At 69.2% G+C, this 24,661-nt stretch carries 20 protein-coding genes; 14 read left to right on the top strand and 6 right to left on the bottom strand.

Features of this window, described 5'->3' with window-relative positions; translation table 11 throughout:
• Positions 1–161: 161 nt before the first annotated feature.
• The 6 genes from IXW21_RS04895 (at position 162) to IXW21_RS04920 (ending at position 6,261) form a co-directional block, all read left to right on the top strand.
• The gene (locus tag IXW21_RS04895; RefSeq protein WP_194763136.1) at positions 162–1,196 is read left to right on the top strand and encodes an iron-siderophore ABC transporter substrate-binding protein; all 1,035 of its coding nucleotides are present in this window, start codon (positions 162–164) and stop codon (positions 1,194–1,196) included.
• 32 nt (positions 1,197–1,228) lie between these two features.
• Positions 1,229–2,272, top strand: coding sequence for a FecCD family ABC transporter permease (locus IXW21_RS04900; RefSeq protein WP_194763137.1), 1,044 nt, complete (start codon positions 1,229–1,231; stop codon positions 2,270–2,272).
• Between the two features lie 5 nt (positions 2,273–2,277).
• On the top strand, positions 2,278–3,351 hold the full coding sequence (locus tag IXW21_RS04905; protein WP_228528172.1) for a FecCD family ABC transporter permease: 1,074 nt from the start codon (positions 2,278–2,280) through the stop codon (positions 3,349–3,351).
• A complete protein-coding gene (locus IXW21_RS04910; protein ID WP_194763138.1) occupies positions 3,348–4,148 on the top strand; it encodes an ABC transporter ATP-binding protein in 801 nt (266 codons plus the stop codon). Before IXW21_RS04905 ends, IXW21_RS04910 begins: the two co-directional genes overlap by 4 nt.
• Entirely contained in the window at positions 4,138–5,094 is a 957-nt protein-coding gene (locus tag IXW21_RS04915) for a siderophore-interacting protein (RefSeq protein ID WP_194763139.1), read from the top strand. The genes IXW21_RS04910 and IXW21_RS04915 overlap by 11 nt, the downstream gene beginning before the upstream one ends.
• Positions 5,095–5,394: 300 nt before the next feature.
• A complete protein-coding gene (locus IXW21_RS04920) occupies positions 5,395–6,261 on the top strand; it encodes an alpha/beta fold hydrolase (protein WP_194763140.1) in 867 nt (288 codons plus the stop codon).
• Positions 6,262–6,396: 135 nt separating this feature from the next.
• Here IXW21_RS04920 and IXW21_RS04925 read toward each other — a convergent pair whose 3' ends face one another.
• Positions 6,397–7,404, bottom strand: coding sequence for a LacI family DNA-binding transcriptional regulator (locus tag IXW21_RS04925; protein WP_194763141.1), 1,008 nt, complete (start codon positions 7,402–7,404; stop codon positions 6,397–6,399).
• 214 nt (positions 7,405–7,618) lie between these two features.
• On the opposite strand from IXW21_RS04925, the gene IXW21_RS04930 reads away from it, so the two are divergent.
• From IXW21_RS04930 to IXW21_RS04950, 5 genes are all read left to right on the top strand, one after another.
• Positions 7,619–9,640: a beta-galactosidase gene (locus IXW21_RS04930; RefSeq protein ID WP_194763142.1), complete on the top strand. Its 2,022-nt coding sequence runs from the start codon at positions 7,619–7,621 to the stop codon at positions 9,638–9,640.
• A gap of 166 nt (positions 9,641–9,806) precedes the next feature.
• Complete coding sequence (locus IXW21_RS04935) at positions 9,807–11,033, top strand: sugar ABC transporter substrate-binding protein (protein WP_194763143.1); 1,227 nt, start codon at positions 9,807–9,809, stop codon at positions 11,031–11,033.
• A gap of 64 nt (positions 11,034–11,097) precedes the next feature.
• Entirely contained in the window at positions 11,098–12,720 is a 1,623-nt protein-coding gene (locus IXW21_RS04940; RefSeq protein ID WP_194763144.1) for an ABC transporter permease subunit, read from the top strand.
• Positions 12,720–13,631, top strand: coding sequence for a sugar ABC transporter permease (locus tag IXW21_RS04945; protein WP_194763145.1), 912 nt, complete (start codon positions 12,720–12,722; stop codon positions 13,629–13,631). Before IXW21_RS04940 ends, IXW21_RS04945 begins: the two co-directional genes overlap by 1 nt.
• 55 nt (positions 13,632–13,686) lie before the next feature.
• Positions 13,687–16,443 (top strand): glycosyl hydrolase 53 family protein, encoded by a 2,757-nt coding sequence (locus tag IXW21_RS04950; RefSeq protein ID WP_194763146.1) that lies wholly within the window; start codon positions 13,687–13,689, stop codon positions 16,441–16,443.
• Between the two features lie 410 nt (positions 16,444–16,853).
• Here IXW21_RS04950 and IXW21_RS04955 read toward each other — a convergent pair whose 3' ends face one another.
• Together IXW21_RS04955 and IXW21_RS04960 are read right to left on the bottom strand one after the other, a co-directional pair.
• The gene (locus tag IXW21_RS04955) at positions 16,854–17,456 is read right to left on the bottom strand and encodes a GrpB family protein (protein ID WP_194763147.1); all 603 of its coding nucleotides are present in this window, start codon (positions 17,454–17,456) and stop codon (positions 16,854–16,856) included.
• Between the two features lie 190 nt (positions 17,457–17,646).
• Positions 17,647–18,489: an alpha/beta fold hydrolase gene (locus IXW21_RS04960; RefSeq protein ID WP_194763148.1), complete on the bottom strand. Its 843-nt coding sequence runs from the start codon at positions 18,487–18,489 to the stop codon at positions 17,647–17,649.
• Positions 18,490–18,584: 95 nt separating this feature from the next.
• On the opposite strand from IXW21_RS04960, the gene IXW21_RS04965 reads away from it, so the two are divergent.
• The 3 genes from IXW21_RS04965 to IXW21_RS04975 all read left to right on the top strand — a co-directional run bounded on the left by IXW21_RS04965 (position 18,585) and on the right by IXW21_RS04975 (position 20,670).
• Entirely contained in the window at positions 18,585–19,148 is a 564-nt protein-coding gene (locus tag IXW21_RS04965; RefSeq protein WP_194763149.1) for a TetR/AcrR family transcriptional regulator, read from the top strand.
• A gap of 423 nt (positions 19,149–19,571) precedes the next feature.
• Entirely contained in the window at positions 19,572–20,366 is a 795-nt protein-coding gene (locus IXW21_RS04970; RefSeq protein ID WP_194763150.1) for a TspO/MBR family protein, read from the top strand.
• Between the two features lie 31 nt (positions 20,367–20,397).
• Entirely contained in the window at positions 20,398–20,670 is a 273-nt protein-coding gene (locus IXW21_RS04975; protein WP_194763151.1) for a DUF1905 domain-containing protein, read from the top strand.
• Between the two features lie 116 nt (positions 20,671–20,786).
• Here IXW21_RS04975 and IXW21_RS04980 read toward each other — a convergent pair whose 3' ends face one another.
• From IXW21_RS04980 to kdpC, 3 genes are read right to left on the bottom strand one after another with little or no spacing between them, the layout of a single operon-like run.
• Positions 20,787–21,458, bottom strand: a complete 672-nt coding sequence (locus IXW21_RS04980) for a response regulator (RefSeq protein ID WP_194763152.1) — start codon at positions 21,456–21,458, stop codon at positions 20,787–20,789.
• Positions 21,455–23,989: an ATP-binding protein gene (locus tag IXW21_RS04985; RefSeq protein WP_194763153.1), complete on the bottom strand. Its 2,535-nt coding sequence runs from the start codon at positions 23,987–23,989 to the stop codon at positions 21,455–21,457. The genes IXW21_RS04980 and IXW21_RS04985 overlap by 4 nt, the downstream gene beginning before the upstream one ends.
• Positions 23,986–24,633 (bottom strand): K(+)-transporting ATPase subunit C, encoded by a 648-nt coding sequence (kdpC, locus tag IXW21_RS04990; protein ID WP_194763154.1) that lies wholly within the window; start codon positions 24,631–24,633, stop codon positions 23,986–23,988. The genes IXW21_RS04985 and kdpC overlap by 4 nt, the downstream gene beginning before the upstream one ends.
• Positions 24,634–24,661 lie beyond the last annotated feature (28 nt).

Consider the following 24,661-nt stretch of genomic DNA (forward strand, 5'->3'; position numbering starts at 1 on the left):
GGGTAGCGCCGCGCTTGTCGGCATCGACCTCGCCGGGATATGCCGCCCGTCGTCGATCCCGAGATGAGGCTTGCCTAACTTTCTGTTAGATTAGGCCAGGCTTACCAAAGCCCGGTGCTCCTCTGCGCCGCAACCCCCACCCGAACCCGAAGGGACCGCCTGTGCGCACTTCCCGTCTTCTCGCCGCCGTCGGCACGGCCGCCGCGATCGCTCTGAGCCTCGCAGCCTGCGCCACGCCCGCCGCCGACACCGGCTCCGACTCCGCCGCGGGCAACCCGGCCGACGACAGCGCCTTCCCCGTCACGATCGAGCACGTCTACGGTGAGACCACGATCGAGTCCAAGCCCGAGCGCGTCGCGACGATCGCGTGGGCCAACCACGAGGTTCCGCTGGCCCTCGGCATCGTGCCGGTGGGCATGAGCAAGGCGACGTGGGGCGATGACGACGACAACGGCATCCTGCCTTGGGTCGAGGAGAAGCTCGAGGAGCTCGGCGGCGAAGAGCCCGTGCTGTTCGACGACGGTGACAGCATCGACTACGAGGCCGTGGCCGACACCGCGCCCGACGTCATCCTCGCCTCGTACTCGGGTCTGACGCAGGAGCAGTACGACCAGCTGTCGAAGATCGCTCCCGTCGTCGCGTACCCCGAGGTTCCGTGGGGAACGACGGTCGACGAGATGATCGAGATGAACTCCCAGGCTCTGGGTCTCGAGGCCGAGGGCGAGGCTCTGATCGAAGAGCTGCAGGCCGACGGCGAGGCCGCGCTCGAGGAGAACAGCATCCTCAAGGACAAGAAGGTCCTGTTCGCCTACATCGACCCGACCGACCTGAGCCAGATCGGGTACTACACGGCTGCGGACACGCGCCCCGGCTACCTGCACGACAACCTGGGGCTGCCGCTTCCGGAGATCGTCGAGGAGAACGCCGACAGCGAGGAGTTCTACCTCTCCGTCAGCTCCGAGCAGGCCGACAAGTTCGCTGATGTCGACCTGTTCGTGACCTACGGCGACGAGTCGCTCATCGCGACGCTGCAGGCCGACCCGCTGCTGTCGAAGATCCCGGCCATCGCCGAGGGTCGCATCGCGATCCTTCCCGACGCCACCCCGATCGCGGCCTCGGCGAACCCGTCGCCGCTGTCGATCCCGTGGGGTCTCAGCGACTACCTCGCCCTTCTGGCAGCACCGCTCGCGCAGTGATCCCAGGCGTCACCGCCTGATCTGACCCGCTCGTGACCGCTGTCACCGTCCCCACGCCGGGCACCGCAGACCTGCGGCGCCCGGCGTGGGCGCGCACCCTCTGGCTCCTCGTCGGAGTCGGTGTGCTGCTCGTGCTCTGCATCCTCTCGGTCTCCTTCGGCGTGCGCGCCGTGAGCATCGACGACATCGTCGCGGCGCTCGCGGGTCAGGATGACACGCTGGCCCAGGCCGCGATCATCAAGCGCCTCCCGCGCACCGTGCTCGCGGTGCTGGTCGGTGCGGCTCTCGCGCTCTCCGGCGCGACGATGCAGGCCGTCACCCGCAACCCGATCGCCGACCCCGGCATCCTCGGCGTCTCGAACGGCGCCTCGCTCGCCGTCGTGCTCGGCCTCGCCTTCGTCGGCCTGACGAACCCCTACGGCCAGATGGCCCTCGCGATCGCCGGCGCCGCGGTCGCTGCGACCTTCGTCTACACCGTCGGCTCCCTCGGCCGAGGCGGTGCGACGCCGCTCAAGCTCGCCCTGGCCGGAGCCGCGACATCCGCCGCCTTCGCCTCCCTCATCAGCGCCATCATGCTTCCCCGCGTCGACCTGCTGCAGGCCTTCCAGTCGTGGCAGATCGGTGGCGTCGGCGGCGCCGAGTGGCCGCGCATCGCGATCACGGCACCCGTGCTCGCCCTCGGCGCCCTGATCTGCATCGCGAGCGCCCGCGGCATGAACTCCCTCGCGCTCGGCGACGACATGGCCAAGGGGCTCGGCGAGCACGTCTTCCGCACGCGACTGATGTCGGCCCTCGGTGCCGTGATCCTCGCCGGCACCGCGACCGCCATCGCAGGTCCGATCGGCTTCGTCGGCCTCGTCATCCCGCATGTCTGCCGGATGCTCATCGGCACCGATCACCGCTGGCTGCTGCCGTTCTCCGCCATGGCGGGGGCCGCGCTGCTGCTCGCGAGCGACATCGTGGGCCGTGTCATCGCGCCCTCGTCGGAGGAGATCCAGGTGGGCATCATCACCGCGATCATCGGTGCACCGTTCTTCATCTGGATCGTGCGTCGTACGAAGGTGCGTGAACTGTGAGCACCATGAACCGTCCCGCACGTTCGCAGATGACGCCGCCGGCATCGGGCAGCGCACAGGTCGCCGCCGTCATCGCGGGGCGTCGCGCTCGCCACCGCAGGCACGCGGTCGCGACGATCGTGCTCGGCGTGCTCCTGCTCGCGCTGTTCACGGTGGCGCTCATGATCGGCAACACGTTCTACTCGATCGACGAGGTGATCCGTGTGATCCTCGGCGAGACCGTGCCCGGCGCCTCGTTCACGGTCGGCGAGCTCCGTCTGCCGCGCGCGGTGCTCGCGATCCTCACCGGCCTCGCGTTCGGCATGGCGGGCGTCACGTTCCAGACGCTGCTGCGCAATCCGCTCGCGTCGCCCGACATCATCGGCCTCTCGAACGGCGCCGGTGCCGCGGCCGTCATCGGCATCGTCGTGCTGTCCCTCAACGGCCCGGTCGTGTCGCTCTTCGCGCTCGGAGGCGCGCTGCTCACCGCGGCAGTGATCTATCTGCTGTCGATCAAGAACGGCTTCGCCGGCACCCGACTCATCCTCATCGGGATCGGCGTCGCGGCGATGCTGCAGAGCGTGACCTCGTACATCCTGTCGCGCGCCGCGAGCTGGGACATCCAGACCGCGATGCAGTGGCTGACCGGCAGCCTCAACAACGCCTCGTGGGAGCGCGTCGTGCCGCTCGCGATCGCCGCGGCCGTCATCGTGCCGCTCATGCTCTCGCAGGGGCGTGCGCTCGGCGCGATGCAGCTCGGCGACGACTCGGCGTCCGGTCTCGGCGTGCGGGTGAACCTCACGCGCGTGCTGTTCATCGTCGGAGCGGTCGCCCTGCTCGCCTTCGCGACTGCAGCGACCGGACCGATCGCATTCGTCGCGTTCATGGCCGGGCCCGTCGCCGCGCGCATCACCGGGCCGGGAGCCAACCTGCTGGTGCCCAGCGCCTTCGTCGGCGCGGTGCTCGTGCTGGCGAGCGACCTGATCGGACAGTTCGCGCTCGGCGAGCGCTACCCGGTCGGCGTCATCACGGGTGTGCTCGGCGCCCCGTACCTGATCTATCTGCTCATCCGCACCAACCGCTCGGGAGGCTCCCTGTGACCGAGGCGCACACCCTGACCGCTGACTCGGTCACCCTCGCCTACGGCGACCGCACCATCATCGAGAACCTCGACCTCGAGATCGCTCCGGGCAGGATCACGACGATCGTGGGCGCGAACGGATGCGGCAAGTCGACGCTGCTCCGCTCGCTCGCCCGCCTGCTCTCGCCGACCGCGGGGCAGGTCGTGCTCGACGGCAAGTCGGTGCACGCGCGCCCGACCAAGGAGGTCGCGCGTGTGCTCGGCCTGCTGCCGCAGTCGCCGATCGCGCCCGAGGGCATCGCCGTCGCCGATCTGGTGGGCCGCGGACGGCATCCGCATCAGAAGATCCTCTCCCGCTGGAGCGCGCACGACTACGAGGTCGTGGCGGATGCTCTCGCGGCGACCGGCACGACCGAGCTCGCCGACCGCAGTGTCGACGAGCTGTCGGGCGGCCAGCGCCAGCGAGTGTGGATCGCGATGGCGCTCGCGCAGGAGACCGACATCCTGCTGCTCGACGAGCCGACGACGTTCCTCGACGTCGCACACCAGGTCGAGGTGCTCGACCTGCTCACCGACCTGAGCGTCTCGCGCGGCACCACGATCGTCATGGTGCTGCACGACCTGAATCTCGCCGCGCGGTACTCCGACGAACTCGTCGCGATGAAGGACGGCCGCGTGCATGTGGCCGGTACCCCGCACGAGGTCGTCACCGCGCAGCACGTCGAAGAGGTCTTCGGCCTCGCCAACCAGATCACCACGGACCCGGTCTCCGGCCAGCCGATGGTGACCCCGATCGGAAGGCATCATGTCCGCTGAGACCACCACCGAACGCCCCACCTACGTGCTGGCCCGCGCCGAGGTGCGCGGAGTCGCCCGGGTGTCGCCGAACTTCGTGCGGGTGACGTTCGGGGGCACCGAGCTCGGCGAGTTCGGCACCCCGGGTGACACCTATGACTCGCGCATCAAGATCGTCTTCCCGCCGGCATCCGGCATCCTGCCCGATCTCGACCGTGAGACCGACGACTGGTGGGGGTCGTATCTCGCCGTGCCCGAGGCCGAGCGCGGCTCGATGCGCACGTACTCGGTGCGCGACCTGCGTGTCACCGATGCGGGCACCGAGCTCGATGTCGACTTCGTGCTGCACCTGGCACCCGGCCTCACGGGGCCCGCGTCGCGCTGGGCCGATGCGGCCGCCGTCGGTCAGGAGCTGTTCATCGTCGGACCGCGTCGCGGAGTGTCGGCCGCCGATCATCACGGCGCCGAGTACGAGCCCGGTTCCGCGGCCTCGGTCGTGCTGGCCGGCGACGAGACGGCTGCCCCGGCGATCGCCCGCATCCTCGAAGACGCGCCCCGTGATCTGCGCGGAGTGGCCTTCCTCGAGGTGCCGTCGCCCGCCGACGTGTTGCGCATCGACGTGCCAGCGGGGGTCGAGGTGCACTGGCTGCCCCGCGATCTCGGTGAGCCCCACGGTGTGCGGCTGATCCCCGCCGTGCTCGGATACCTGGGTGACGCGGATGCCGGCGACGAGATCGCCGTGACCGACATCGAGTCCGAGGACCTGCTCTGGGAGACGCCCGACTACTCGGGCCTCGGCGAGGAGATCGCGGCGACGGATGCTCCTGCTGAGCGCTACTTCTGGATCGCCGGCGAGAGCGGTGTCGTGACGACGCTGCGCCGCCACCTGGTGAAGGACCTCGGCATCGACCGCGGCCAGGTGGCCTTCATGGGCTACTGGCGACACGGCGTCGCCATGCGCGGCTGAGGGTGCCTGCGCCTGCGCCTTTGGTTCGCCTGCGCCTTTGGTTCGCTGCGCTCTGGTTCGCTGCGCTCTGGTTCGCTGCGCTCTGGTTCGCTGCGCTCTGGTTCGCTGCGCTCTGGTTCGCTGCGCTCGCAACGAAGGAGATCTCTCGGAGCGAAGGACTGCATCCGACATCCTCAGCGCCGTGAGGTCTCCTTCGCTAGGGGAGTTGCCCATCGGCCCGGCGACAGTCGCGCCGGTGGCGAACTCGGGCGCCGCGCCGTAGCATCCCAGTGGAATCAGTCGACGGCGAGGAGGCCCCCGATGACGCAGCACACGCTCGAGCTCCCTGAGGTCGATCTGGTCTACGACGTTCATGGGCCGCTGCCGTCGGCGGATGGTCTTCCTCCGCTGATGATGATCGGTCAGCCGATGGACGCGAGCGGATTCCAGGCGCAGGTGGCTCTGTTCGACGATCGCACCGTCGTGACCTACGACCCTCGGGGTCTCGGGCGCAGCACGCGCAAGGACGGTGGACAGACGAACGAGCCGGAGGTTCAGGCGGAGGACGTCCACGCGATCATCGAGGCGCTCGGCGTCGGACCCGTCGACATGCTCGCGAGCAGCGGTGGGGCGGTCACCGCGCTCGCTCTGGTCACGGCCCACCCGCACGACGTGGCGACGCTGATCGCGCACGAACCGCCGATCGACAGTGTGCTGCCGGATGCCGATGCGGTGCATCGAGCCCGAGTGGCCTACACCCGGGCATATCAGGAGAGGGGATGGGGCGCCGGAATGGCGGCGTTCGTCGCGATGACCTCGTGGGAGGGTGAAGTCACCGACGAGTTCCTCGCCCAGCCTGCGCCCGACCCCGCGGCCTTCGGGATGCCGACCGAAGACGACGGCACGCGAGACGATCCGCTGCTGTCCGAACTCTCATGGGCGGTGCCGCTCTACGAGCCGGATCTGGAGGCGTTGAGGGCCGCGCCCACGCGGATCGTCGTCGCAGTCGGGGAGGAATCGCTGAAGGTCTACACCGGTCGCACCGCGATCGCTCTTGCCGAACAGCTCGGCCAGCAGGCGACGGTCTTCCCCAGCCACCACGGTGGGTTCATGGGCGGCGAATTCGGCTATGCCGGCCAGCCCGAAGCCTTCGCCGCGAAGCTCCGCGAGGTGCTCGACCGGGCTTGACCTGGTCCTGGTCCGTGCGAGGGACTCGCGCGCAACGGAGGAGATCTCACGTATCGAAGGACCCCATCCGGCATCCGGTCCTTCGCTGTATGAGATCTCCTTCGGAGCGGGAGCGGGAGCGGGACCCAGATCTCGCTACGCGCTCTCGCGCACCACGAGCTCGGTGTCGAGGACGACCGAGCGAGGGGATGCTCCCGCGATGACCTCGAGCAGCACGGCGACCATCTGCGCGCTGATCTGATCCCACGGCTGGCGCATGGTGGTGATCGGGGGCTCGTGGGTGGCGGCGAGGCCCGAGTCGTCGAAGCCGGCGATCGCGATGTCCTCGGGCACCCGGCGTCCTGCGCGGCGGGCGGCGGCGATGGCCCCTGCGGCCATCCGATCGGAGGCGGCGAACACGGCGTCGACGTCATGCTCGAGCATCCGGGTCATGGCGGCCTGCCCTGATTCGTACGAGTAGTCGCCGACCTCGACCAGCGATTCGTCGAACCGATCGCCGAGCTCTTCGCGGAACCCGACCAGGCGGTAGCGCCCGCCGGGGGTGTCGTCGGGGCCCGCGATCATGCCGATGCGACGGTGCCCCTGTGCCACGAGGTGCGCGGCCATCGCGCGGGCGGAGGCGACCTCGTCGACGGAGATCGTCGAGAGGTCGCGCTCGTGACCGAGCGGCAGGCCGCAGCACACGGTGGGGATGCCGACCTCGATCAGCTGATCGAGCAGCGGGTCGGATTCGTGCGACGAGATGAGCATGACGCCGTCGACGTGGCCGGCGCTGAGGAACTGGGCGACGCTGGCGCGCTCGGCGGGTGTTCCCGCCACGAGCAGCACCAGGGTCATCGACCTCTGGGCGAGGGCTTCGGCGGCGCCGCGCAGCAGCAGCGCGAACGTCGGGTCGTCGAACAGCAGCTGCTGCGGCTCGGTCAGCAGGAAGGCCAGCGAGCCGGCGCGGCCGGTCGCGAGGCTGCGCGCATGGTGGTTGGCGGTGTAGCCCGTGGCGAGGATCGCCTCTTCGACCGCCTGCCTGGCGTCGGGGGACACCCAGTGCCCGCCGTTGATCACGCGAGACACGGTGCTGCGGGATACCCCCGCCTGCACCGCGATCTGGCGGATCGTCGGCTTGCGCCGCGCGCTGTCGTCACTCATCGGTGTGACTCTACAGACAGCATCCCGTCCAGTGGTAGTCGAAACTGGGACCGGTCTCAGTTCGGTAACGACGGTTGTGATCGGTCATCAGCCTGGGGTAGAACTGAGACCGGTCCCAGTTACGTCTCATGAGACAGGCTGAGACCGGTCCCAGTCGAAAGAGCGACAGCACGTCGGGACCGCACCACGACCGCACCGACCCGATGGAGTGCCGATGACCTCCCCCCACGCCTGGCCCGACCTGCGCGGAATCGCCTATGGCGGCGACTACAACCCCGAGCAGTGGTCGCCCGAGACGTGGCGTGAAGACGTCATCCTGATGCGCGAGGCCGGCGTGAACCTGGTCAGCGTGGGCATCTTCTCGTGGGCGCTCATCGAGGTCGCCGAGGGCGAGTTCGACTTCGCCTGGCTCGACGAGCTGCTCGACCTGCTGCACGAGAACGGCATCAGTGTCGACCTCGGCACCCCGACGGCATCCCCGCCCGCCTGGTTCTTCGCGAACCACCCCGAGGCGCACGTGATCGACCGCGAGGGTCGCACGATGGGCTTCGGCTCCCGCGGTATGGCGTCGCACTCGTCGCCGGCCTACCGCGAGGCGATCGTGCGGATCGCGGATGCTCTCGCGGCGCGCTATGCGCAGCATCCGTCCGTGGTGCTGTGGCACGTGCACAACGAGTACGGCGTTCCCGTCGGCGAGGACTACTCGCCGAACGCGGTCGTCGCCTTCCGGCTCTGGCTCCAGGAGAAGTACGGCTCGCTCGAGGCGCTGAACAGCGCGTGGGGCACCGCCTTCTGGGGGCAGCACTACTCGGCCTGGGAGCACGTCGGTGCCCCGGCCATCGCCCCGAGCGTCGTGAACCCCGCGCAGCGCCTCGACTTCGCCCGCTTCACGGATCACCAGCTGCGCGCGTGCTTCATCGCCGAGCGCGACGCGATCCGCGCGCACGCCGACCAGCCCGTCACGACCAACTTCATGGCCAACCAGAGCTGGACGACGGATCTGTGGGCGTGGGGCCGCGAGGTCGACATCGTCTCGGACGACCACTACCTGTGGGCTGCCGATGAAGACGCGCACATCGGTCTGGCGATCGCCGCCGACCTCAGCCGCTCGGTCGGCGGCGGCAAGCCGTGGATCCTCATGGAGCACTCCACCTCGGCCGTCAACTGGCAGCCGCGCAACATCGCCAAGCGCCGCGGCGAGATGAAGCGCAACTCGCTGACCCACCTCGGGCGCGGTGCCGACGGCATCCTGTTCTTCCAGTGGCGGGCCGGTCGCTCGGGCGCCGAGAAGTTCCACTCCGCGATGCTGCCGCACGCCGGAGCGGAGTCCCGTGTCTTCCGCGAGGTCGTCGATCTCGGCGCAGCGCTGGGCCGACTCGACGAGGTGCAGGGCACCACGGTGAAGGCCGACGTGGCGATCCTCTGGGACTTCGAGTCGTTCTGGGCGCAGGACCTGGAGTGGCGTCCGTCCGAGGACGTCACGCATGCCGCCCAGGTGCGCCGCTTCTACGAGCAGCTCTGGCGCGACGGCATCACGGTCGACTTCGCCCTGCCGGGCCAGGACCTCTCGGGCTACCGCCTGGTCGTGGCCCCGGCTCAGTACATGCTGAGCGCCGCGGATGCCGCGAACCTCACGGCCTTCGTGAACGACGGCGGCACGCTGCTGGTGTCGTTCTTCTCGGCGATCGTCGACGAGAACGACGCCGTGCACGCCGGTGGCTTCGTCGCCCCGCTGCGCGACGCGCTCGGGCTCACGATCGAGGAGTTCCTGCCGCTGCGCGAGGGCGAGAGCCACGGACTCGACTGGGTCGATCACGAGGGCATCATCGCCGACGTCTGGCAGGAGGACATCGCGCTCGACGGAGCCGAGGTCATCGCGAACTTCGCGGGAGGCCCCGGCGAGGGCGAGCCCGCGATCACGCGGAACACGCACGGCTCGGGCACCGGCTGGTACGTCGGCACTCGACTCGATGCCGTGGGCATGCGCGCTCTCCTGCACGAGGTCTATGCGGATGCCGACATCGCGGCGTCCGGCATCGCCGAAGGCCTCGAGGTCATCACGCGTCACGGCGCCGAGGCGGTCTACCGCATCGCCGTGAACCACCGCGACGACGATGTCGAGCTCGAGGCCTCGGGCGTCGAACTGCTCACGGGCGCCGAGATCTCGGGTGCCCTCACCGTCGCCGCCGGCGGCGTCGCCGTCATCCGCACCAGCACTCCTCCGGCGGGTTCGTGAGCCTGTCGAAGGGCACCAACTCCTTCGGTGGGTTCCTGAGCCTGTCGAAGGGCGCCAACTCCTTCGGTGGGTTCCTGAGCCTGTCGAAGGGCACCAACTGAACACCCACTCACCCCGGTCGCGATGGCGCGAAGCGCATCGTCGGCCACAACAGATAGGAAAACGCATGCGCAAGCACATCGGAGTCGGCGCACTCGCTCTGTCGGCGGTCGTCCTCCTGGCCGGCTGCTCGGCCGGCGCTTCGGAGGGCGGCGACGACGCGGCATCCGGAGACGGCGCGGAACTCGTCATCTGGACGGATGCCGAGCGCGAAGCCGCGATCACCGCAGCCGCCGAGGCCTTCGAGGAGGAGACCGGCGCCACGGTCACCCTCGTGCAGAAGAACTTCGAGGACCTCCGCAACGACTTCATCGCCCAGGTCCCGACCGGCGAGGGTCCCGACATCACGGTGGGCGCCCACGACTGGCTCGGTGCACTCGTCGCCGCCGGCGTCGTCGACACGATCGACCTCGGCGACAAGGCGTCGGAGTTCGAGCAGGTCGCCCTCGACGCCATGACCTACGACGGCCAGCTCTACGCACTGCCGTACTCGCTCGAGACCATCGCCCTGATCCAGAACGTCGACCTCGTCGGCGCCGACGCTCCGGCCACCTGGGACGACTTGATCGCCAAGGGCGTCGCTGCGGGAACGGAACGTCCGGTCGTGATTAACACCGCCGGAGAGACCGGCGACGGCTACACGATGTACGGGTTGCAGACGTCGTTCGGCGCCCCGGTCTTCGTGCAGGACGACACCGGTTCGTACACGAGCGAGGTCGGCATGGGCGGAGCGCCCGGCGAGGCGTTCGCGACCTGGCTCGGCGCGAACGGCTCGACCGGCACCGGATACATCTCGACCACGATCGACTACGACATCAACAACGAGCTGTTCGCGTCGGGCAAGGCGCCCTACACGATCCAGGGTCCGTGGGCGATCAGCGCGTTCGAGGGTGTGAACCTCGCCGTGAACCCGATTCCGTCGGCGGGTGGCGAGGCCGCGGCTCCGTTCGTGGGCGTGCAGGGCTTCTACCTGTCGAGCAAGAGCAAGAACGCGCTCCTCGCTCAGGAGTTCCTCACGAACTACCTCGGTACCGAAGACGCGCAGCGTGCGCTGTACGAGGCCGATCCCCGCATCCCCGCGTGGTCGACGCTCGCCGACGAGGTCTCGTCCGACCCGATCACGGCCGGCTTCGTGGCCTCGGCTCAGGGCGGCGTTCCGATGCCGTCGATCCCCGAGATGGGATCGGTGTGGGACCTGTGGAACGCCGCGCAGGTGCAGATCATCAACGGCGCCGACCCCGTGTCGACGTGGAACACCATGGTCGCCGACCTCGAGACGACGCTCGCCGGTTGATCCTGCCGGATGGGGAGGGGCCCGAACCCCTCCCCATCCCGCGATCCGCAGACAGGACGCACACATGACGATCCAGGCACCGCCCACCGAGGCGCCCACCCCCGTGGTGAAGCCCTCGCGCGAATCCCACGCCCGCCGTTTCCGCGGTCTCGGCTGGGGATTCCTCATCAAGCTCGCCCTCATGGCGCTGGTCAACGCCTTCGGCATCATGACGGCCATCTCGGCCTGGAGCGCCGAGTCGTGGATCGTCCTCGGCGTGGTCGTTCTGCTGGTGATCATCGCCGACTGGGTGTACTTCACCCGCCGGGCGCTGCCCCTGAAGTACCTGCTGCCCGGGCTGATCTTCCTGCTCGTCTTCCAGGTCTTCATCTTCGGCTACACGGCCTACATCGCCTTCACGAACTACGGCACCGGCCATGTCGGCACGCAGGAGCAGGCCGTCGAGGCCGCGCTGATCCAGGGTGAGCGCCGCGTCGAGGGGTCGGCCGACTATCCGCTGTCGATCGTCGAGCGGGGCGGCGAGCTCGGCTTCGCGATCGTCGACGACGACGGCGACGTGCGCGTTGGCTCGGCCGATGAGCCGCTGGCCGCGGCATCCGGAGCCGAGGTGGGCACGACCGGTGCTCCCAGCGAGGTGCCGGGATGGACGGTCATCCCCCGCGCGACCGTGCTCACCGACCCCACGCTCGGCGCGACGATCAAAGACCTCCGGGTGCCCGTCTCGGACGACCCCAACGACGGGTCGATCCGCACCCGAGAGGGATCCACGGGCTCGGTCTACGAGCCGACTCTGGTGTGGGATGCCGAGGCGCAGACCATCACCGACACGCAATCGGGCACGGTCTACTCGGCCACCGAGCTCGGCGCATTCGTCGCCGAGGACGGCACAGCGCTGCCGACCGGGTGGTCGGTGAACGTCGGGTTCGCCAACTTCCTGAAGCTCTTCACCGACGCGAACCTCGCGGGCACCCTGCTGAGCGTCACGGTCTGGACCTTCGCGTTCGCGATCCTCTCGGTCGTGCTGAGCTTCGCGGTCGGACTCGGTCTCGCGATCGTCTACAATGACCCTCGCGTCAAGGGGCGTCGGTTCCTCCGTGCGCTGTTCATCCTCCCCTACGCGTTCCCCGCGTTCATGGCCGCGCTGCTGTTCCGCGGCATGTTCAACGCCGAGTTCGGTGTGATCAACGACCTGTTCTTCTTCGGATCCAGCATCAACTGGCTCGGCGACCCGTGGCTCACCCGCGCAGCCGTGATCTTCGTGAACGTCTGGCTGAGCTACCCGTACTGGTTCCTCGTCTGTACCGGTGCGCTGCAGTCGCTGCCAGGCGAGACCCTGGAGGCCGCTGAGATCGACGGCGCGAACAAGATCCAGCGATTCCGGGCGATCGTGCTGCCGCTGCTGCTCGTCTCGACCGCGCCGCTGCTGATCGCCTCGTTCGCCGTCGCGTTCAACAACTTCACCGTCATCTACACGTTCAACAACGGCGGGCCGGCGATCGCCGGGGCGCCGTACGCACTCGGCTCGACCGACATCCTCGTCTCCGCCATCTACGACGTCTCGGGCGTCTCGGGTGGTGCGGCCGACTACGGCCTCGCGAGCGCCCTGTCGATCGTCGCCTTCATCGTGGTCGGTCTCATCTCGGCGCTGAGCTTCCGACAGACCCGCAAGCTCGAGGAGTACCAGTGATGAGTGAGACCAGGGTCATCGTGACCGGTTCCCCGAAGGATGCCCAGGCTGCGCGCGCGGGAGCGCGTCGGCGTCGGTGGTGGAGCGATGTCGGGTGGAAGTACATCCTCGCCGTGGTCGTGCTCTTCTTCGCCGCATTCCCCCTCGTCTACGTGCTGTCGGCGTCGCTCAACCCGAACGGCAGCCTCGCGGCATCCAGCGCCCTGTTCAGTGCCTTCGACCCCGCGAACTACATCGCGCTCGGCGAATCGCGCTACTGGGTCTGGTTCGGCAACACCCTGCTGATCGGCGGGGTGACCGCGGTCGGCTCGGTGCTCATGGGCGCCTGTGGCGCCTACGCGTTCTCTCGCTTCCGCTTCAGCGGGCGACGGGCGAGCCTCACCACGCTGCTCGTGCTGCAGATGTTCCCGCAGGCGCTCGCCTTCATCGCGATCTTCCTCATGCTGCAGACGATCGGCGACGTGGTTCCGGCACTCGGCATCAACTCGAAGATCGCCCTGATCTGCGTGTACCTGGGTGGCGCGCTCGGCGCGAACACGTTCCTCATGTACGGCTTCTTCAACACGATCCCCGTCGAGATCGACGAGTCGGCGAAGATCGACGGGGCCAGCCACGCGCAGATCTTCTGGCGGCTGATCATGCCGCTGGTCGTGCCGATCCTCGCGGTCGTCGCGCTGCTCGCGTTCCTCGCGGCCTTCGGCGACTTCATCCTGTCGAAGATCATCCTCACCTCCGAGGACAACTGGACCCTCGCGGTCGGCATGTACCAGTGGGTCTCGAATCAGCTGACCTCGCGCTGGGGGCTCTTCGCCGCCGGTGTCGTCGTCGCCGCCGTACCCGTGCTCGCGCTGTTCTTCTCGCTGCAGAAGTACATCGTGGGCGGGCTCACCCAGGGATCCGTCAAGGGCTGATCCTCCTCTCCGGTCCCTGAGCTTGTCGAAGGGCCACACTGCTCGAAAGGCCGTCATGCACCGTCGCACGCGTTCCCTTCTCTCCACCGCCCTGGCCACGGTCACCGCCGTTGCCCTGATCGGGGTGGCGCTGCCGGCCTCGGCCGCGCCATCCGCGCTCGTCTCGTCCGCTGCGGTCGAGCCGGTGGATGCCACCATCACCGTCCCCCGCGTCGAGAACCTGCCCGATGGCTTCATCGGCGGCGTCGACGTGTCGTCGGTGCTGTCGCTCGAGGAGTCGGGGGTCGTGTTCCGTGACGCAGACGGCACCCCGGGCGACCTGTTCGAGATCCTCGCCGACGCCGGTGTCACCGACGTGCGCGTGCGCGTCTGGAACGACCCGTTCGACGCGAACGGCAACGGCTACGGCGGCGGCGATGTCGACGTCGACCGGGCCATCGAGATCTCGCAGCGCGCGACGGATGCCGGACTCGGCGTGCTCGTCGACTTCCACTACTCGGACTTCTGGGCAGACCCCGCCAAGCAGCAGGCCCCTAAGGCGTGGGAGGGGATGACGGCCGATCAGGTCGCCGCCGAGGTCGGCGTCTTCACCCGCGACGCGGTGCGACGCCTGGTCGACGCGGGGGTGGATCTGCGCATGGTGCAGGTCGGCAACGAGACCAACGGCGGGGTCGCCGGAGTGCGTGGCTGGGACGACATGGCGAAGGTGTTCTCGGCCGGTTCCGCCGCCGTGCGCGCCGAGGCGCCCGACACGCTCGTCGCCCTGCACTTCACGAACCCCGAGCGCGCCGGGTTCTACGCCGACGTCGCTGCGCAGCTCGACCGCCGCGACGTCGACTACGACGTGTTCGCGTCGTCGTACTACCCGTTCTGGCACGGCACCCCGGCGAACCTCACGGCCGTGCTCTCACACGTCGCCGACACGTACGGCAAGAAGGTCATGGTCGCCGAGACCTCGTGGGCGTTCACGCTCGACGACGGAGACGGCCACGGCAACGTGATCGACCTGCCCTCCGAGGCGACGCAGTATCCGGTGAGCGTGCAGGGTCAGGCAGACGCCGTGCGCGCGGTCGTGCAGGCCGTCGCCGACGTGGGCGAGGCCGGCATCGGGGTGTATTACTGGGAGCCCGCGTGGCTGCCAGTCGGGCCTCCGGCGCAGCTCGAGCAGAACAAGGTGCTGTGGGAGCGCGACGGATCCGGATGGGCGTCGAGCTTCGCCGGCGAGTACGAGCCGCATGATGCCGGCCAGTGGTTCGGCGGATCCGCATGGGACAACCAGGCTCTGTTCGGGTTCGACGGCACGGCATCCGACGCGCTGAACATCTTCTCGTACGTGCGCACCGGTGCTCAGGCTCCTCGTGCCGTCGAGTCGGTGCAGCCCGCCGCCCTGTCGCTGGTCGAGGGCGATGCCGTCGAGCTGCCGAGTGAGGTCACGGCGCTCTACAACGACGGATCATCGGAGCAGCAGGCGGTCACCTGGTCGCCGGGTGCGGAGTTCATCGAGGGCGTCGGCGAGTACACGATCACGGGGACGACGGATGCCGGTCTCGCAGCCACTGCCACTGTCACCGTCTCGGCACGCAACTACCTGCAGAACCCCGGTTTCGAGGACGCCGATACGAGCATGTGGCGGGCCACCGGATCCGGTCTGAGCCTGCGTGCGTGGGACGACCCCCACAGCGGCACGCACTCGGCGCACTTCTACTCGGCATCCGCGTACTCGTTTGAACTCGCGCAGACCGTGACGGGGCTTCCCGCCGGGTCGTATGTGGCGCGGGCATCACTGCAGGGTGACGGCGAAGGCACCGACGGAAAGGTCGCCCTGTCTCTGTCGTCGTCTGCCGCGGGGGCGCCGGCGGCCTTCGCTCTCGACGGCTGGCGCGTGTGGTCGACGCCGACGACTCAGGCGCTGCAGGTCGGAGCCGACGGCACAGCCGTGGTGCGGGTCGCTGCTGCCCTGCCTGCCGGGGCGTGGGGCACGATCGACGACCTCGAGCTCGTGCGCGAACCCGCGGTCGATGCCGACACCTCGGTGCTGCGGGAGCGGCGGGATGCTGCCGCCGCCCTCGACCTGGCGGCCTATGTCGAGTCGTCGACGGTCGCGGTGCCCGGAGCGATCGGCCGCGCCGACATCGTGTTGTCCGCGGCGAGCCCGAGCGCGTCCGCCGTCGCCGGGGCGCTGAGCGCGCTGGATGCCGCGCTCGACGCGCTCGTGCTGAAGGACGCGGCGACGGCCGCGCCGGCCCGAGGCGTGCTGTCGCACGACAACGGCCACGACACCGGACTCCTCGACGGCGACTTCACCGTCACCATGAACCTGTGGTGGGGGTCGAACGCCACGAAACTGCGGCTGTTCGAGAACGGGGTGCTGATCACGACCGTGCCGCTCACGTTCGGGGGCACCGCGGCGCAGACGTCACAGGTCGCCGTGGCCGGCAAGAAGAACGGCACATACGTCTACACCGGTGAGCTCGTGAACTCCCGCGGGACGACCGCAGTGCAGCCCGTCACGGTGAAGGTGAAGGATGCTGCTCCCGGCACACCCGTGCTCTCGGCCGACAACGGGGACGGTGACGGCTCGTACACGCTCACCGCCGACATGTGGTGGGGGACGAACGCGACGTCTTACCGCCTCTACGAAGACGGCGTGCTGATCTCCGAAGGCGACATGGGTGCGAACAGCCCTGCCGCACAGCGCGTGGCCGTGCCGGTCGCCGACCGTGCGGTGGGGAAGCACACCTACCGGGTCGAGTTCGTGAACGCCGGCGGCAGCACTCAGAGCAAGCCGCTCACGGTGTCGGTCAAGCGCTGACGGCATCCGGGGTTCGGCATTCGAGGTCCGACATCCGGTATCCGACATCCGGTGTCCGGCATCCGGTGTCCGGCATCCGGTGTCCGGCGTCTGCTGGCCTCTGGCCGTCGTTCCGGTCGCAGTTCGTGCCGCCCGCGCTCGGTGCTCGGCGTTCCGGTCGCAGTTCGCGCCGCTCCGAGTATGGCGCGACGGCACAGACTGCGACCGGAACGAGAGCGAACGTCACGAGAGCGAACGTCACGAACTGCGACCCAAACTGGCGGCGCGGGCATCCCGAACTGCGACCTTCACTGACGCGGCGAGAGCCCGGCATCCTGAGGCGGATACCGGGCTCTCAAGGACTGCATCCGGCATCCGCTCTCTTGCCACGGGAGGCCTCCTTCGGAGCGGGAGCGGGAGCGGGAGCGCGTTCAGCCGCGGGCGGCGGCCCAGCTCTCGAACTCCGACTGCACGAGGTCGAAGAAGCCCGTCTTCGCCCGCGTGTAGTCGTCGTAGTCGGGCTTGCCGATCTGCTCGACGCTGAGTCTGCGCTTCTCGGCCGCATACCGGTCGCGAGCCTCCGGGACCGCGCGCAGCCAGTCTCGGAACCAGACCGTATAGAGGCCCCAGGGTGAGTCGGAGCGCCGGATGTGCAGGATCGCCTGCTCGCCCTCGTGCCAGAACAGTGACTTCTCCCAGACAGCGGGATCGACAGTGACCGAACCGCGTGGCTGATCGCGATCGACGCCGGGGGAGTCGGGGCGTGATCCGCGCGCCCTCACATAGCCGAGCGGTTCTAGTCTGCGACAGAGGTCGACGTCGTCGGGGAGCGGAGAGATCCGCAGCTGCAGATCGAGGAGCGGTTTGGCAGGCAGCCCCGGGACTGAGGTCGAGCCGATGTGGTCGAGGGACACGGCCTCGATGCCGGAGAGACCGTCGAGGGCCGGGAGCAGCGTCGAGAGCATCCGCCCTGCGCGATGCATCCATTCGTCCTGGTGCTCGACCAGCGCTGCCGGATTGGTTCCATCGCTCATCAACTCACGCTAATCGCTCCGGTTGCGGTTCGTGTCGCCGGCTGTGCGAGTCATCTGTTCCGGTCGCAGTTCGTGCTGCTCCGAGCCGAGTCGGGCGACACGAACTGCGACGGGAACGCGAGGCGACTTCGCGTACGCAGACGGATGCCGCGGCATCCGGTTCGGGTCCGGATGCCGCGGTGGTCGCTGATTACTTGCTGAGGAAGTCCTTCAGCGCCGCGTTGACCTCGTCGGCGTGGGTCCAGAGCAGGCCGTGCGGGGCGCCCTCGACCTCGACGTACGTCGCTGCGGGGACGGCCTGGTGGAAGCGGCGAGCCGTGGCGTCGATCGGGAGGATGTTGTCCTTGGTGCCGTGCAGGATCAGGGTCGGCTTGCCGGCGTCGCGCACCGCCTCGACATCACCGCGGAAGTCCTCGATCCACGATGAGACGACCGCGTAGGCCGCGACGGGAGCGCTGCCGATCGCGACGTTCCAGCTGCCGGTGACGGCCTCCTGGCTGATGCGCGAACCGAGGTTCTCGTCGAGGTTGTAGAAGTCGTTGTAGAACTGCGTGAACCAGGCGAAGCGATCGCCCTTGGCGGCGGTCTCGATGCCGTCGAAGACGTCCTGCGGCACGCCCTCGGGGTTGTCGTCGCGCTGCACGAGGAAGGGCTCGAGCGAGGCGAGGAAGGCGAGCTTCGCGACGCGCTCGTGGCCGTACTTCGCGACGTAGCGAGCGAGCTCTCCGGTGCCCATCGAGAAGCCGACGAGCACGACGTCGCGCAGGTCGAGGGTCTCGAGCACGGTGTTGAGGTCGGCGGCGAACGTGTCGTAGTCGTAGCCGGCGTTCACCTTCGACGATCCGCCGAAGCCGCGGCGGTCGTACGTGATGACGCGGTAGCCCTGGGTGAGGAGCTCGCGGGTCTGGCGCTCCCAGCTGTGTCCGTCGAGCGGGTAACCGTGGATCAGGACGACGGGCTGACCCGATCCCTGGTCTTCGTAGTAGAGCTCGATCGGGGCGCTGTTCTCGTTTCCGACGGTGATGTAACCCATGATCCTGATCCTTTCGGTTCGGTGAGAACGATCGTTCTCACCTGATGTCTCCCACTGTAGAGAACGGTCGTTCTCATGTCAAGTACACTGGGATCATGACCGATGGAACAGTGCGTGAACAGATCCTTGCGGCGGCCGATGAGCTGTATTACCGCAAGGGCTACGCGGCTGTCGGCATGGATGAGCTGCGGGCCGCGGCCGGCGTGTCGCTGCGCAAGCTCTACGCCCTCTTCCCGTCGAAGACCGACATCGTGACCGCCGTCCTCGCGCGAAAGCACGGGGAGTGGGAGACCGGGCTGACCGGCGCGGTGGCGGATGCCGGTGCCGATCCGCGCGATCGGCTGCTCGCCGTCTACGGGTACCTCGAGGACTGGTTCTGCACCGACGACTTCCGCGGCTGCGCGTTCATCAACGCGTTCGGCGAGCTCGGCGGCACGAACCCCGAGGTAGCCCGGATCGTGCGCGAGCACAAGGCGTCGTTCCAGAAGTACATGGCGGGTCTCGTGGTGGACGCCGGGGCCCCGGCATCCCTCGCCGCGCAGCTGTCGATCCTGGCGGAGGGCGCCCAGAGCACCGCGGCCATCGCCGCCGACCCGCAGGTCGCCGTGCAGGCGCGCAATGCCGCCGAGGTGTTGATCGACGCGGCCGTCGCAGCCTGACGCGGGCGCCTCACCGCCTGCGGCGTGCACCTCGTGGGGCGGAACTCTCCGTGTTGGGCGGACGGATGCTGGCTGAAAGGCCGCCCGACGCGGTGTCGGCCGCCCGACGTGGTGCGCCGTCCACCGTGGAGTGGGCTGCTTGGGGGCGGGTGTCACCGGTGTCTGCACCTCGTGGGGCGGAACTCTCGGTGATGGGCGGAGGGATGCTGCGTGAGAGGCCGCCCGTCACGGTGTTGGCCGCCCGACGCGGTGGCCGCCCGACGCGGTGCGCGGCCGACGCGGTGTTGGCCGCCCGACGTGCCGAAGGCCGCCCGACATGGAGCGTCAATCACGGTGCGCCACGTTTGTCTAGCCCGGCTAGCTGTATGCCTTTCTAGTGTCAAGGGTCTGTGCAAGGTTCTCTGCCGCTCGTAGCGTGCGAGCATGGAATCCCGGACGCAGGACATCGCCCGCCAGTCAGTCGTCATCGCCTCGGCGACCTTCATGCTGATCGCCGCAGCCGTCGGATCCGGCGCCTTCGGCGGCACATCCGTGAGTGAGCTGCAAGACGGAGCGCTCTCCGCCCAGGGGTCGTATCTCGCCCCGGCCGGCCCCGCCTTCTCGATCTGGACGCTGATCTACATCGGGCTCATCGCCTACACGGTGTGGCAGGCCCTGCCGGCGCAGCGTTCGGATGACCGTCAGCGCGCGGTCGGTGGATGGATCGCCGCATCGATGGTCCTCAACGGCCTGTGGCTCGTGACGGCGCAGTTCCTGTCTCTTCCCCTGACGGTCCTCATGATCGCCGTCCTGCTCGCGACGCTCGCCCGCGTCATCGTGATCCTCGGCCGCAGCCGTGCCCGCAGCTGGCCCGAACGCATCGTCGTCGACGGGGCGAACGGACTGCACTTCGGGTGGGTCACCATCGCGACCGTCGCGAACACGGCTGCCTGGTTCACGCAGATCGCCCCCGCGAGCTGGGAGGACCAGGCCGAGATCTGGGCCGTCGCCGTGCTCGCCGTGGTCCTCGTGATCGGCGTCGCCAGCGCACTCGTGACGAAGCGCCTGGCTCCCGCTCTGGCCACTGCCTGGGGGCTGAGCTGGCTCGCCGTCGGACGCCTCACCGATGAGCCCGAGAGCACGGTCACAGCGATCGCCGGAATCATCGTTGCTGTCGTGCTCGTCGCTGCCGGCATCGTCGGTGGACTGCGCCGGTCTCGAGCCGACGTCGCCGCGTGACTCCCCGCGCAGCTGTGATTAGTCTGGGCTCATGACTGCGGATCAGAAGACGTTCGAGGCGCCGATCGGCGTCGAGGTCCAGGGCGAGACGTGGAGCTGCGTCGAGATCCCCGGGTCCGCTGACTTCTTCGGCACGGGCAAGACGGTCCGGGTCGACGCGCTGATCGACGCGGTGAAGCTCGAGAACGTCGGCGCGATGGTCACGGGCACCGGCGGCCACATGGTGTCGCTCAACGCGAAGGTGCGGAAGGCGCTCGGCAAGGACATCGGCGACACGGTCGCGGTCACCATCACGAAGCGTTGAGCACACACCCCGTTCAGAACTCAGCATGGATCTGGTCGGCGACGCCGAACCCCTCTGTCTCCGGGCCTCGGATCCGTGCTCGTGCTGAATCGTGAACGCCGACCGTCCGGACAGGCTCAGACCACGAGCCGGTAGCCCATTCCCGACTCGGTGAGCAGATGCACCGGGGTGCTGGGCTCGGCCTCGAGCTTCTTGCGCAGCTGCGACATGTACAGCCGCAGGTAGCCCGAGTCGGAGACCTGCTCGCTGCCCCAGATCTCCTTCAACAGATCCTGCCGCGTGACCAGGGCGCCGGGATGCCGGGCGAGGTGCTCAAGCATCCGCCATTCGGTCGGTGTCAGGTGCACGCGGGATCCGGCGCGGGTGACGGTCTTGGTCGCGAGGTCGACCACCACGTCGCCGAACCCGACGGTCGATTCCCCACCGGCGGGCGCCGACCGACGAGACAGAGCGCGCAGTCGGGCGAGCAGCTCATCGACCTGGAAGGGCTTGGTGACGAAGTCGTCGGCGCCGGCATCCAGCGCCTCGACCTTGTCGGCCGAACCCGTGCGGCCCGAGACGACGATGATCGGCACGTTCGTCCATCCGCGCAGCGCCTGGATCACCTCGATGCCGTCGAGTCGTGGCATGCCGAGGTCGAGCATGATCAGGTCGGGATGCGTCTGCGCGGCGGCGGCGACGGCGGCGGCACCGTCCGAGGCGACGACGACGTCGTATCCGTGAGCGGCGAGCGTGATCCGAAGCGCTCGCACCATCTGCGGGTCGTCGTCGGCGATGAGGAGCTTCACTCCGTCTCCTCCTGCATGAGATCGGGGTCCCCCGCCAGCGGCAGGGAGATGACCATGGTGAGACCACCGCCGGGGGTGTCCTCGGGTGTCAGAGTACCGCCCATGCCCTCGGCGAATCCGCGCGACAGCGCGAGGCCGAGGCCGAGGCCGGTGGTGTTGTCGGTGTCACCCAGGCGCTGGAACGGCTGGAAGATCTGGTCGCGCTTCTCGGCGGGAACGCCCGACCCGCGGTCGATCACGCGGATCTCGGCGCGCTCGCCGAGTGCGCTGGTCGACACGATCACACGAGTGTCGGGTGGGGAGTGCCGATGGGCGTTCGCGATCACGTTCACGAGCACGCGCTGCAGCAGCACAGGGTCGGCGGACACGGCGGGCAGGCCACCGTCGAGCGCGAGTTCGACGTCGGACGGCCCGAGCCCGAGCTCGTCGACCGCCGCGAGCACGGGGCCGGCCACATCGAGGCGCATGGTCGAGACGGCGAGCACTCCGGCCTGCACGCGACTGACGTCGAGCAGATCGGTCACGAGCGACGACAGCGTCGCAAGGCTCTCGTCGGCGGTCGCGAGAAGCTCCTCACGATCGGATGCCGACAGCCCGTGCGCCCCGCGGAGCCCGCCGATCGCCGCGACGGCAGAGGCGAGCGGGCGGCGCAGGTCGTGACTCACCGCCGAGAGCAGAGCGGTGCGCACCTGGTCGGTCTCGGCGAGCGCCACGACCTCGCGCGCGGTGGCGCGCAGGTCGGTGTGCTCGATCGCGGCGGTGAGCTGGGCGACGATCGCGTCGAGCAGCCGTCGCGCCGGGGTGTCGAGAGGTTCGCCGTGCAGCTCCAGCATCCCGAGCGCGCCGTCGATGCCCACGGGCACGGTGGTGGCCCGACCGTCGGCCACGGGCTCGCCGTCGCTCGCGAGCACCTCGCCGTCGGGGGCGAGCAGGCGCACCCCGCTGAGGCCGAACGCCTCGCGCGTGCGGCTGACCAGCGCGAGCACGGCGTTGTCGCCACGCAGCACGTTGCCGGCCACCGCGGCGAGCAGCTCGGCCTCGGCGGCGGCACGCTGCGCGGTGCGAGCACGGCGGGCGGCCTGGTCGACGATGATGCTGACGAGGATGGCGATCACGACGTACAGCGCCAGGGCGAGCACGTGCAGCGGATGCGCGATCGTGATCGTGAAGATCGGCGACACGAAGAGGAAGTCCAGTGTGATGCCCGACAGTACCGCCGCGAAGACCGCGGGGCGCACCCCTCCCACGAGCGCCACGATCACGACGAGCAGTTGGAAGGCCAGCACCTCGACCGTGATCGACTCGGGGCTGCGGAACGCGAACATCGCCCACGAGAGGAGCGGTCCGACGACGAGTGCGATCGCGAAACCGAGCAGTTGGCGCCGCCATCCGAGCGCTCCGCCGGTGATGCGGGGGAGCGCGACGCGTCCGCCCGCGGCGGCGTGCGTGACGATGTGCACGTCGATGTCGCCCGAACGGCGGATGACCTCTGACCCGATGCCCGGTCCGGTCAGGGCTGCCGCGAGGCGTCCCCGACGACTGACGCCGATCACGAGCTGCGTCGCATCCGCTCCCTGCGCGAACTCGACGAGGGTGCCCGGGATGTCGTCGCCGATGATCTGGTGGAAGCTGCCGCCGAGCGACTCGACGAGCGTGCGCTGGGCCGCGAGAGCCCCGGGCGTCTCGTCGCGGAGACCGTCCTGCGCGGCGATGTGCACTGCGAGCAGTTCGCCGCCGGCCGAGCGGGCGGCGATGCGGGCGCCTCGGCGCAGCAGCGTCTCGCCCTCGGGTCCGCCGGTGAGCGCCACGACCACGCGCTCGCGCGCCTGCCAGGTGCCCTCGATGCCGTGGTCGGCGCGGTAGCTGCGCAGCGCGCTGTCGACCTCATCGGCGAGCCATAGCAGCGCCAGTTCACGGAGCGCCGTGAGGTTGCCGAGGCGGAAGTAGTTCGACAGCGCGGCGTCGATCCGCTCGGCGGGATAGACGAGTCCGGCCGACAGCCGGTCTCGGAGCGACTGTGGGGCGAGGTCGACGACCTCGATCTCATCGGCCGCGCGCACGACGGCATCCGGGATCGTCTCCTGCTGGGCGATGCCCGTGATCTTCTCGACCACCGCGTTGAGCGAGTCGATGTGCTGCACGTTGACCGTGGTGACGACGTCGATGCCCGCGGCCAGCAGCGCGTCGACGTCCTGCCAGCGCTTCGCGTTCCGCGAGCCGGGGGTGTTCGTGTGCGCGAGCTCGTCGACCAGCGCCATCTCTGGATGCCGTGCCAGCACCGCATCCAGATCCATCTCGCTCAGCGGCACGCCCCGGTGCTCGTCGACCCGCCGAGGGACCTCGGGGATGCCGATGGTCTGCGCGGCCGTCGCCGCGCGCCCATGGGTCTCGACGATCGCGATCACGACGTCGCGGCCCTCGCCGAGCAGCCGTTTGCCCTCGGCGAGCATCTCGAACGTCTTGCCGACACCTGGGGCCGCGCCGAGCAGCACGCGGAGTCGCCCGCGAGTGCCGTGGCGCTCTGCCGTCATTCGCCCTCCCGCTCATCGAGCGCGAGATTGAGTTCTGCGACGTTGATGCGCTCGTCGCCGAGGAATCCCAGATCCCGCCCTTGAATCCTAGACTCCACGAGGTCCTCAACCTCCTGTTCGCTGAGGCCCCGCTCGTCCGCGACGCGCGGCACCTGCAGCAGGGCGTAGGCGACGCTGATGTGCGGGTCCAGGCCGGAACCGGATGCCGTCACGGCGTCGGCCGGCACGGCATCCGGGCTCACGCCCTCGCGCTCGGCGATCGCCGCCCTGCGCTCCTCGATCGCGGCGACGAGGTCGTCGTTCTCGGGCCCGAGGTTGCTGCCGCTCGAACCGCGGCCGTCGTAGCCGTCGCCGGCGGCCGACGGGCGTGACTGGAAGTACTCGGGCAGCGCCTCGCCGTCGGCAGTGCCTGTGCTGAGCCCCGTCGAAGTGCCTGTGCTGAGCCCCGTCGAAGTGAAGGACTGCCCGATCAGCGAGCTGCCCTTGTCGTCGGCGAGCGGCGAGCCGTTCGCCTGGAAGGGCAGCAGCAGCTGACCGATGCCGGTGACGACGAGCGTGTAGCCGACGCCGAGCACGAGGGTGAGCACGAGCATCGCGCGGACGGCGACACCGGCGGTGCGAGCCGCGGTGCGGGAGGAGGACATGGGATGCCTTTCAGGGAAGTCGGGAGGG

Origin of the sequence: Microbacterium sp. UFMG61, assembly GCF_015354505.1 — a bacterium.
GTDB lineage: Bacteria > Actinomycetota > Actinomycetes > Actinomycetales > Microbacteriaceae > Microbacterium.

What these genes read in the sequence shown, in the direction of transcription:
- IXW21_RS04905 (WP_228528172.1), top strand. Translation starts at nt 2,278, where the DNA reads ATGAACCGTCCCGCACGTTCGCAGATGACGCCGCCGGCATCGGGCAGC.
- IXW21_RS04915 (WP_194763139.1), top strand. Translation starts at nt 4,138, where the DNA reads ATGTCCGCTGAGACCACCACCGAACGCCCCACCTACGTGCTGGCCCGC.
- IXW21_RS04920 (WP_194763140.1), top strand. Translation starts at nt 5,395, where the DNA reads ATGACGCAGCACACGCTCGAGCTCCCTGAGGTCGATCTGGTCTACGAC.
- IXW21_RS04925 (WP_194763141.1), bottom strand. Translation starts at nt 7,404, where the DNA reads ATGAGTGACGACAGCGCGCGGCGCAAGCCGACGATCCGCCAGATCGCG.
- IXW21_RS04930 (WP_194763142.1), top strand. Translation starts at nt 7,619, where the DNA reads ATGACCTCCCCCCACGCCTGGCCCGACCTGCGCGGAATCGCCTATGGC.
- IXW21_RS04935 (WP_194763143.1), top strand. Translation starts at nt 9,807, where the DNA reads ATGCGCAAGCACATCGGAGTCGGCGCACTCGCTCTGTCGGCGGTCGTC.
- IXW21_RS04940 (WP_194763144.1), top strand. Translation starts at nt 11,098, where the DNA reads ATGACGATCCAGGCACCGCCCACCGAGGCGCCCACCCCCGTGGTGAAG.
- IXW21_RS04945 (WP_194763145.1), top strand. Translation starts at nt 12,720, where the DNA reads ATGAGTGAGACCAGGGTCATCGTGACCGGTTCCCCGAAGGATGCCCAG.
- IXW21_RS04950 (WP_194763146.1), top strand. Translation starts at nt 13,687, where the DNA reads ATGCACCGTCGCACGCGTTCCCTTCTCTCCACCGCCCTGGCCACGGTC.
- IXW21_RS04955 (WP_194763147.1), bottom strand. Translation starts at nt 17,456, where the DNA reads ATGAGCGATGGAACCAATCCGGCAGCGCTGGTCGAGCACCAGGACGAA.
- IXW21_RS04960 (WP_194763148.1), bottom strand. Translation starts at nt 18,489, where the DNA reads ATGGGTTACATCACCGTCGGAAACGAGAACAGCGCCCCGATCGAGCTC.
- IXW21_RS04965 (WP_194763149.1), top strand. Translation starts at nt 18,585, where the DNA reads ATGACCGATGGAACAGTGCGTGAACAGATCCTTGCGGCGGCCGATGAG.
- IXW21_RS04970 (WP_194763150.1), top strand. Translation starts at nt 19,572, where the DNA reads ATGGAATCCCGGACGCAGGACATCGCCCGCCAGTCAGTCGTCATCGCC.
- IXW21_RS04975 (WP_194763151.1), top strand. Translation starts at nt 20,398, where the DNA reads ATGACTGCGGATCAGAAGACGTTCGAGGCGCCGATCGGCGTCGAGGTC.
- IXW21_RS04985 (WP_194763153.1), bottom strand. Translation starts at nt 23,989, where the DNA reads ATGACGGCAGAGCGCCACGGCACTCGCGGGCGACTCCGCGTGCTGCTC.
- kdpC (WP_194763154.1), bottom strand. Translation starts at nt 24,633, where the DNA reads ATGTCCTCCTCCCGCACCGCGGCTCGCACCGCCGGTGTCGCCGTCCGC.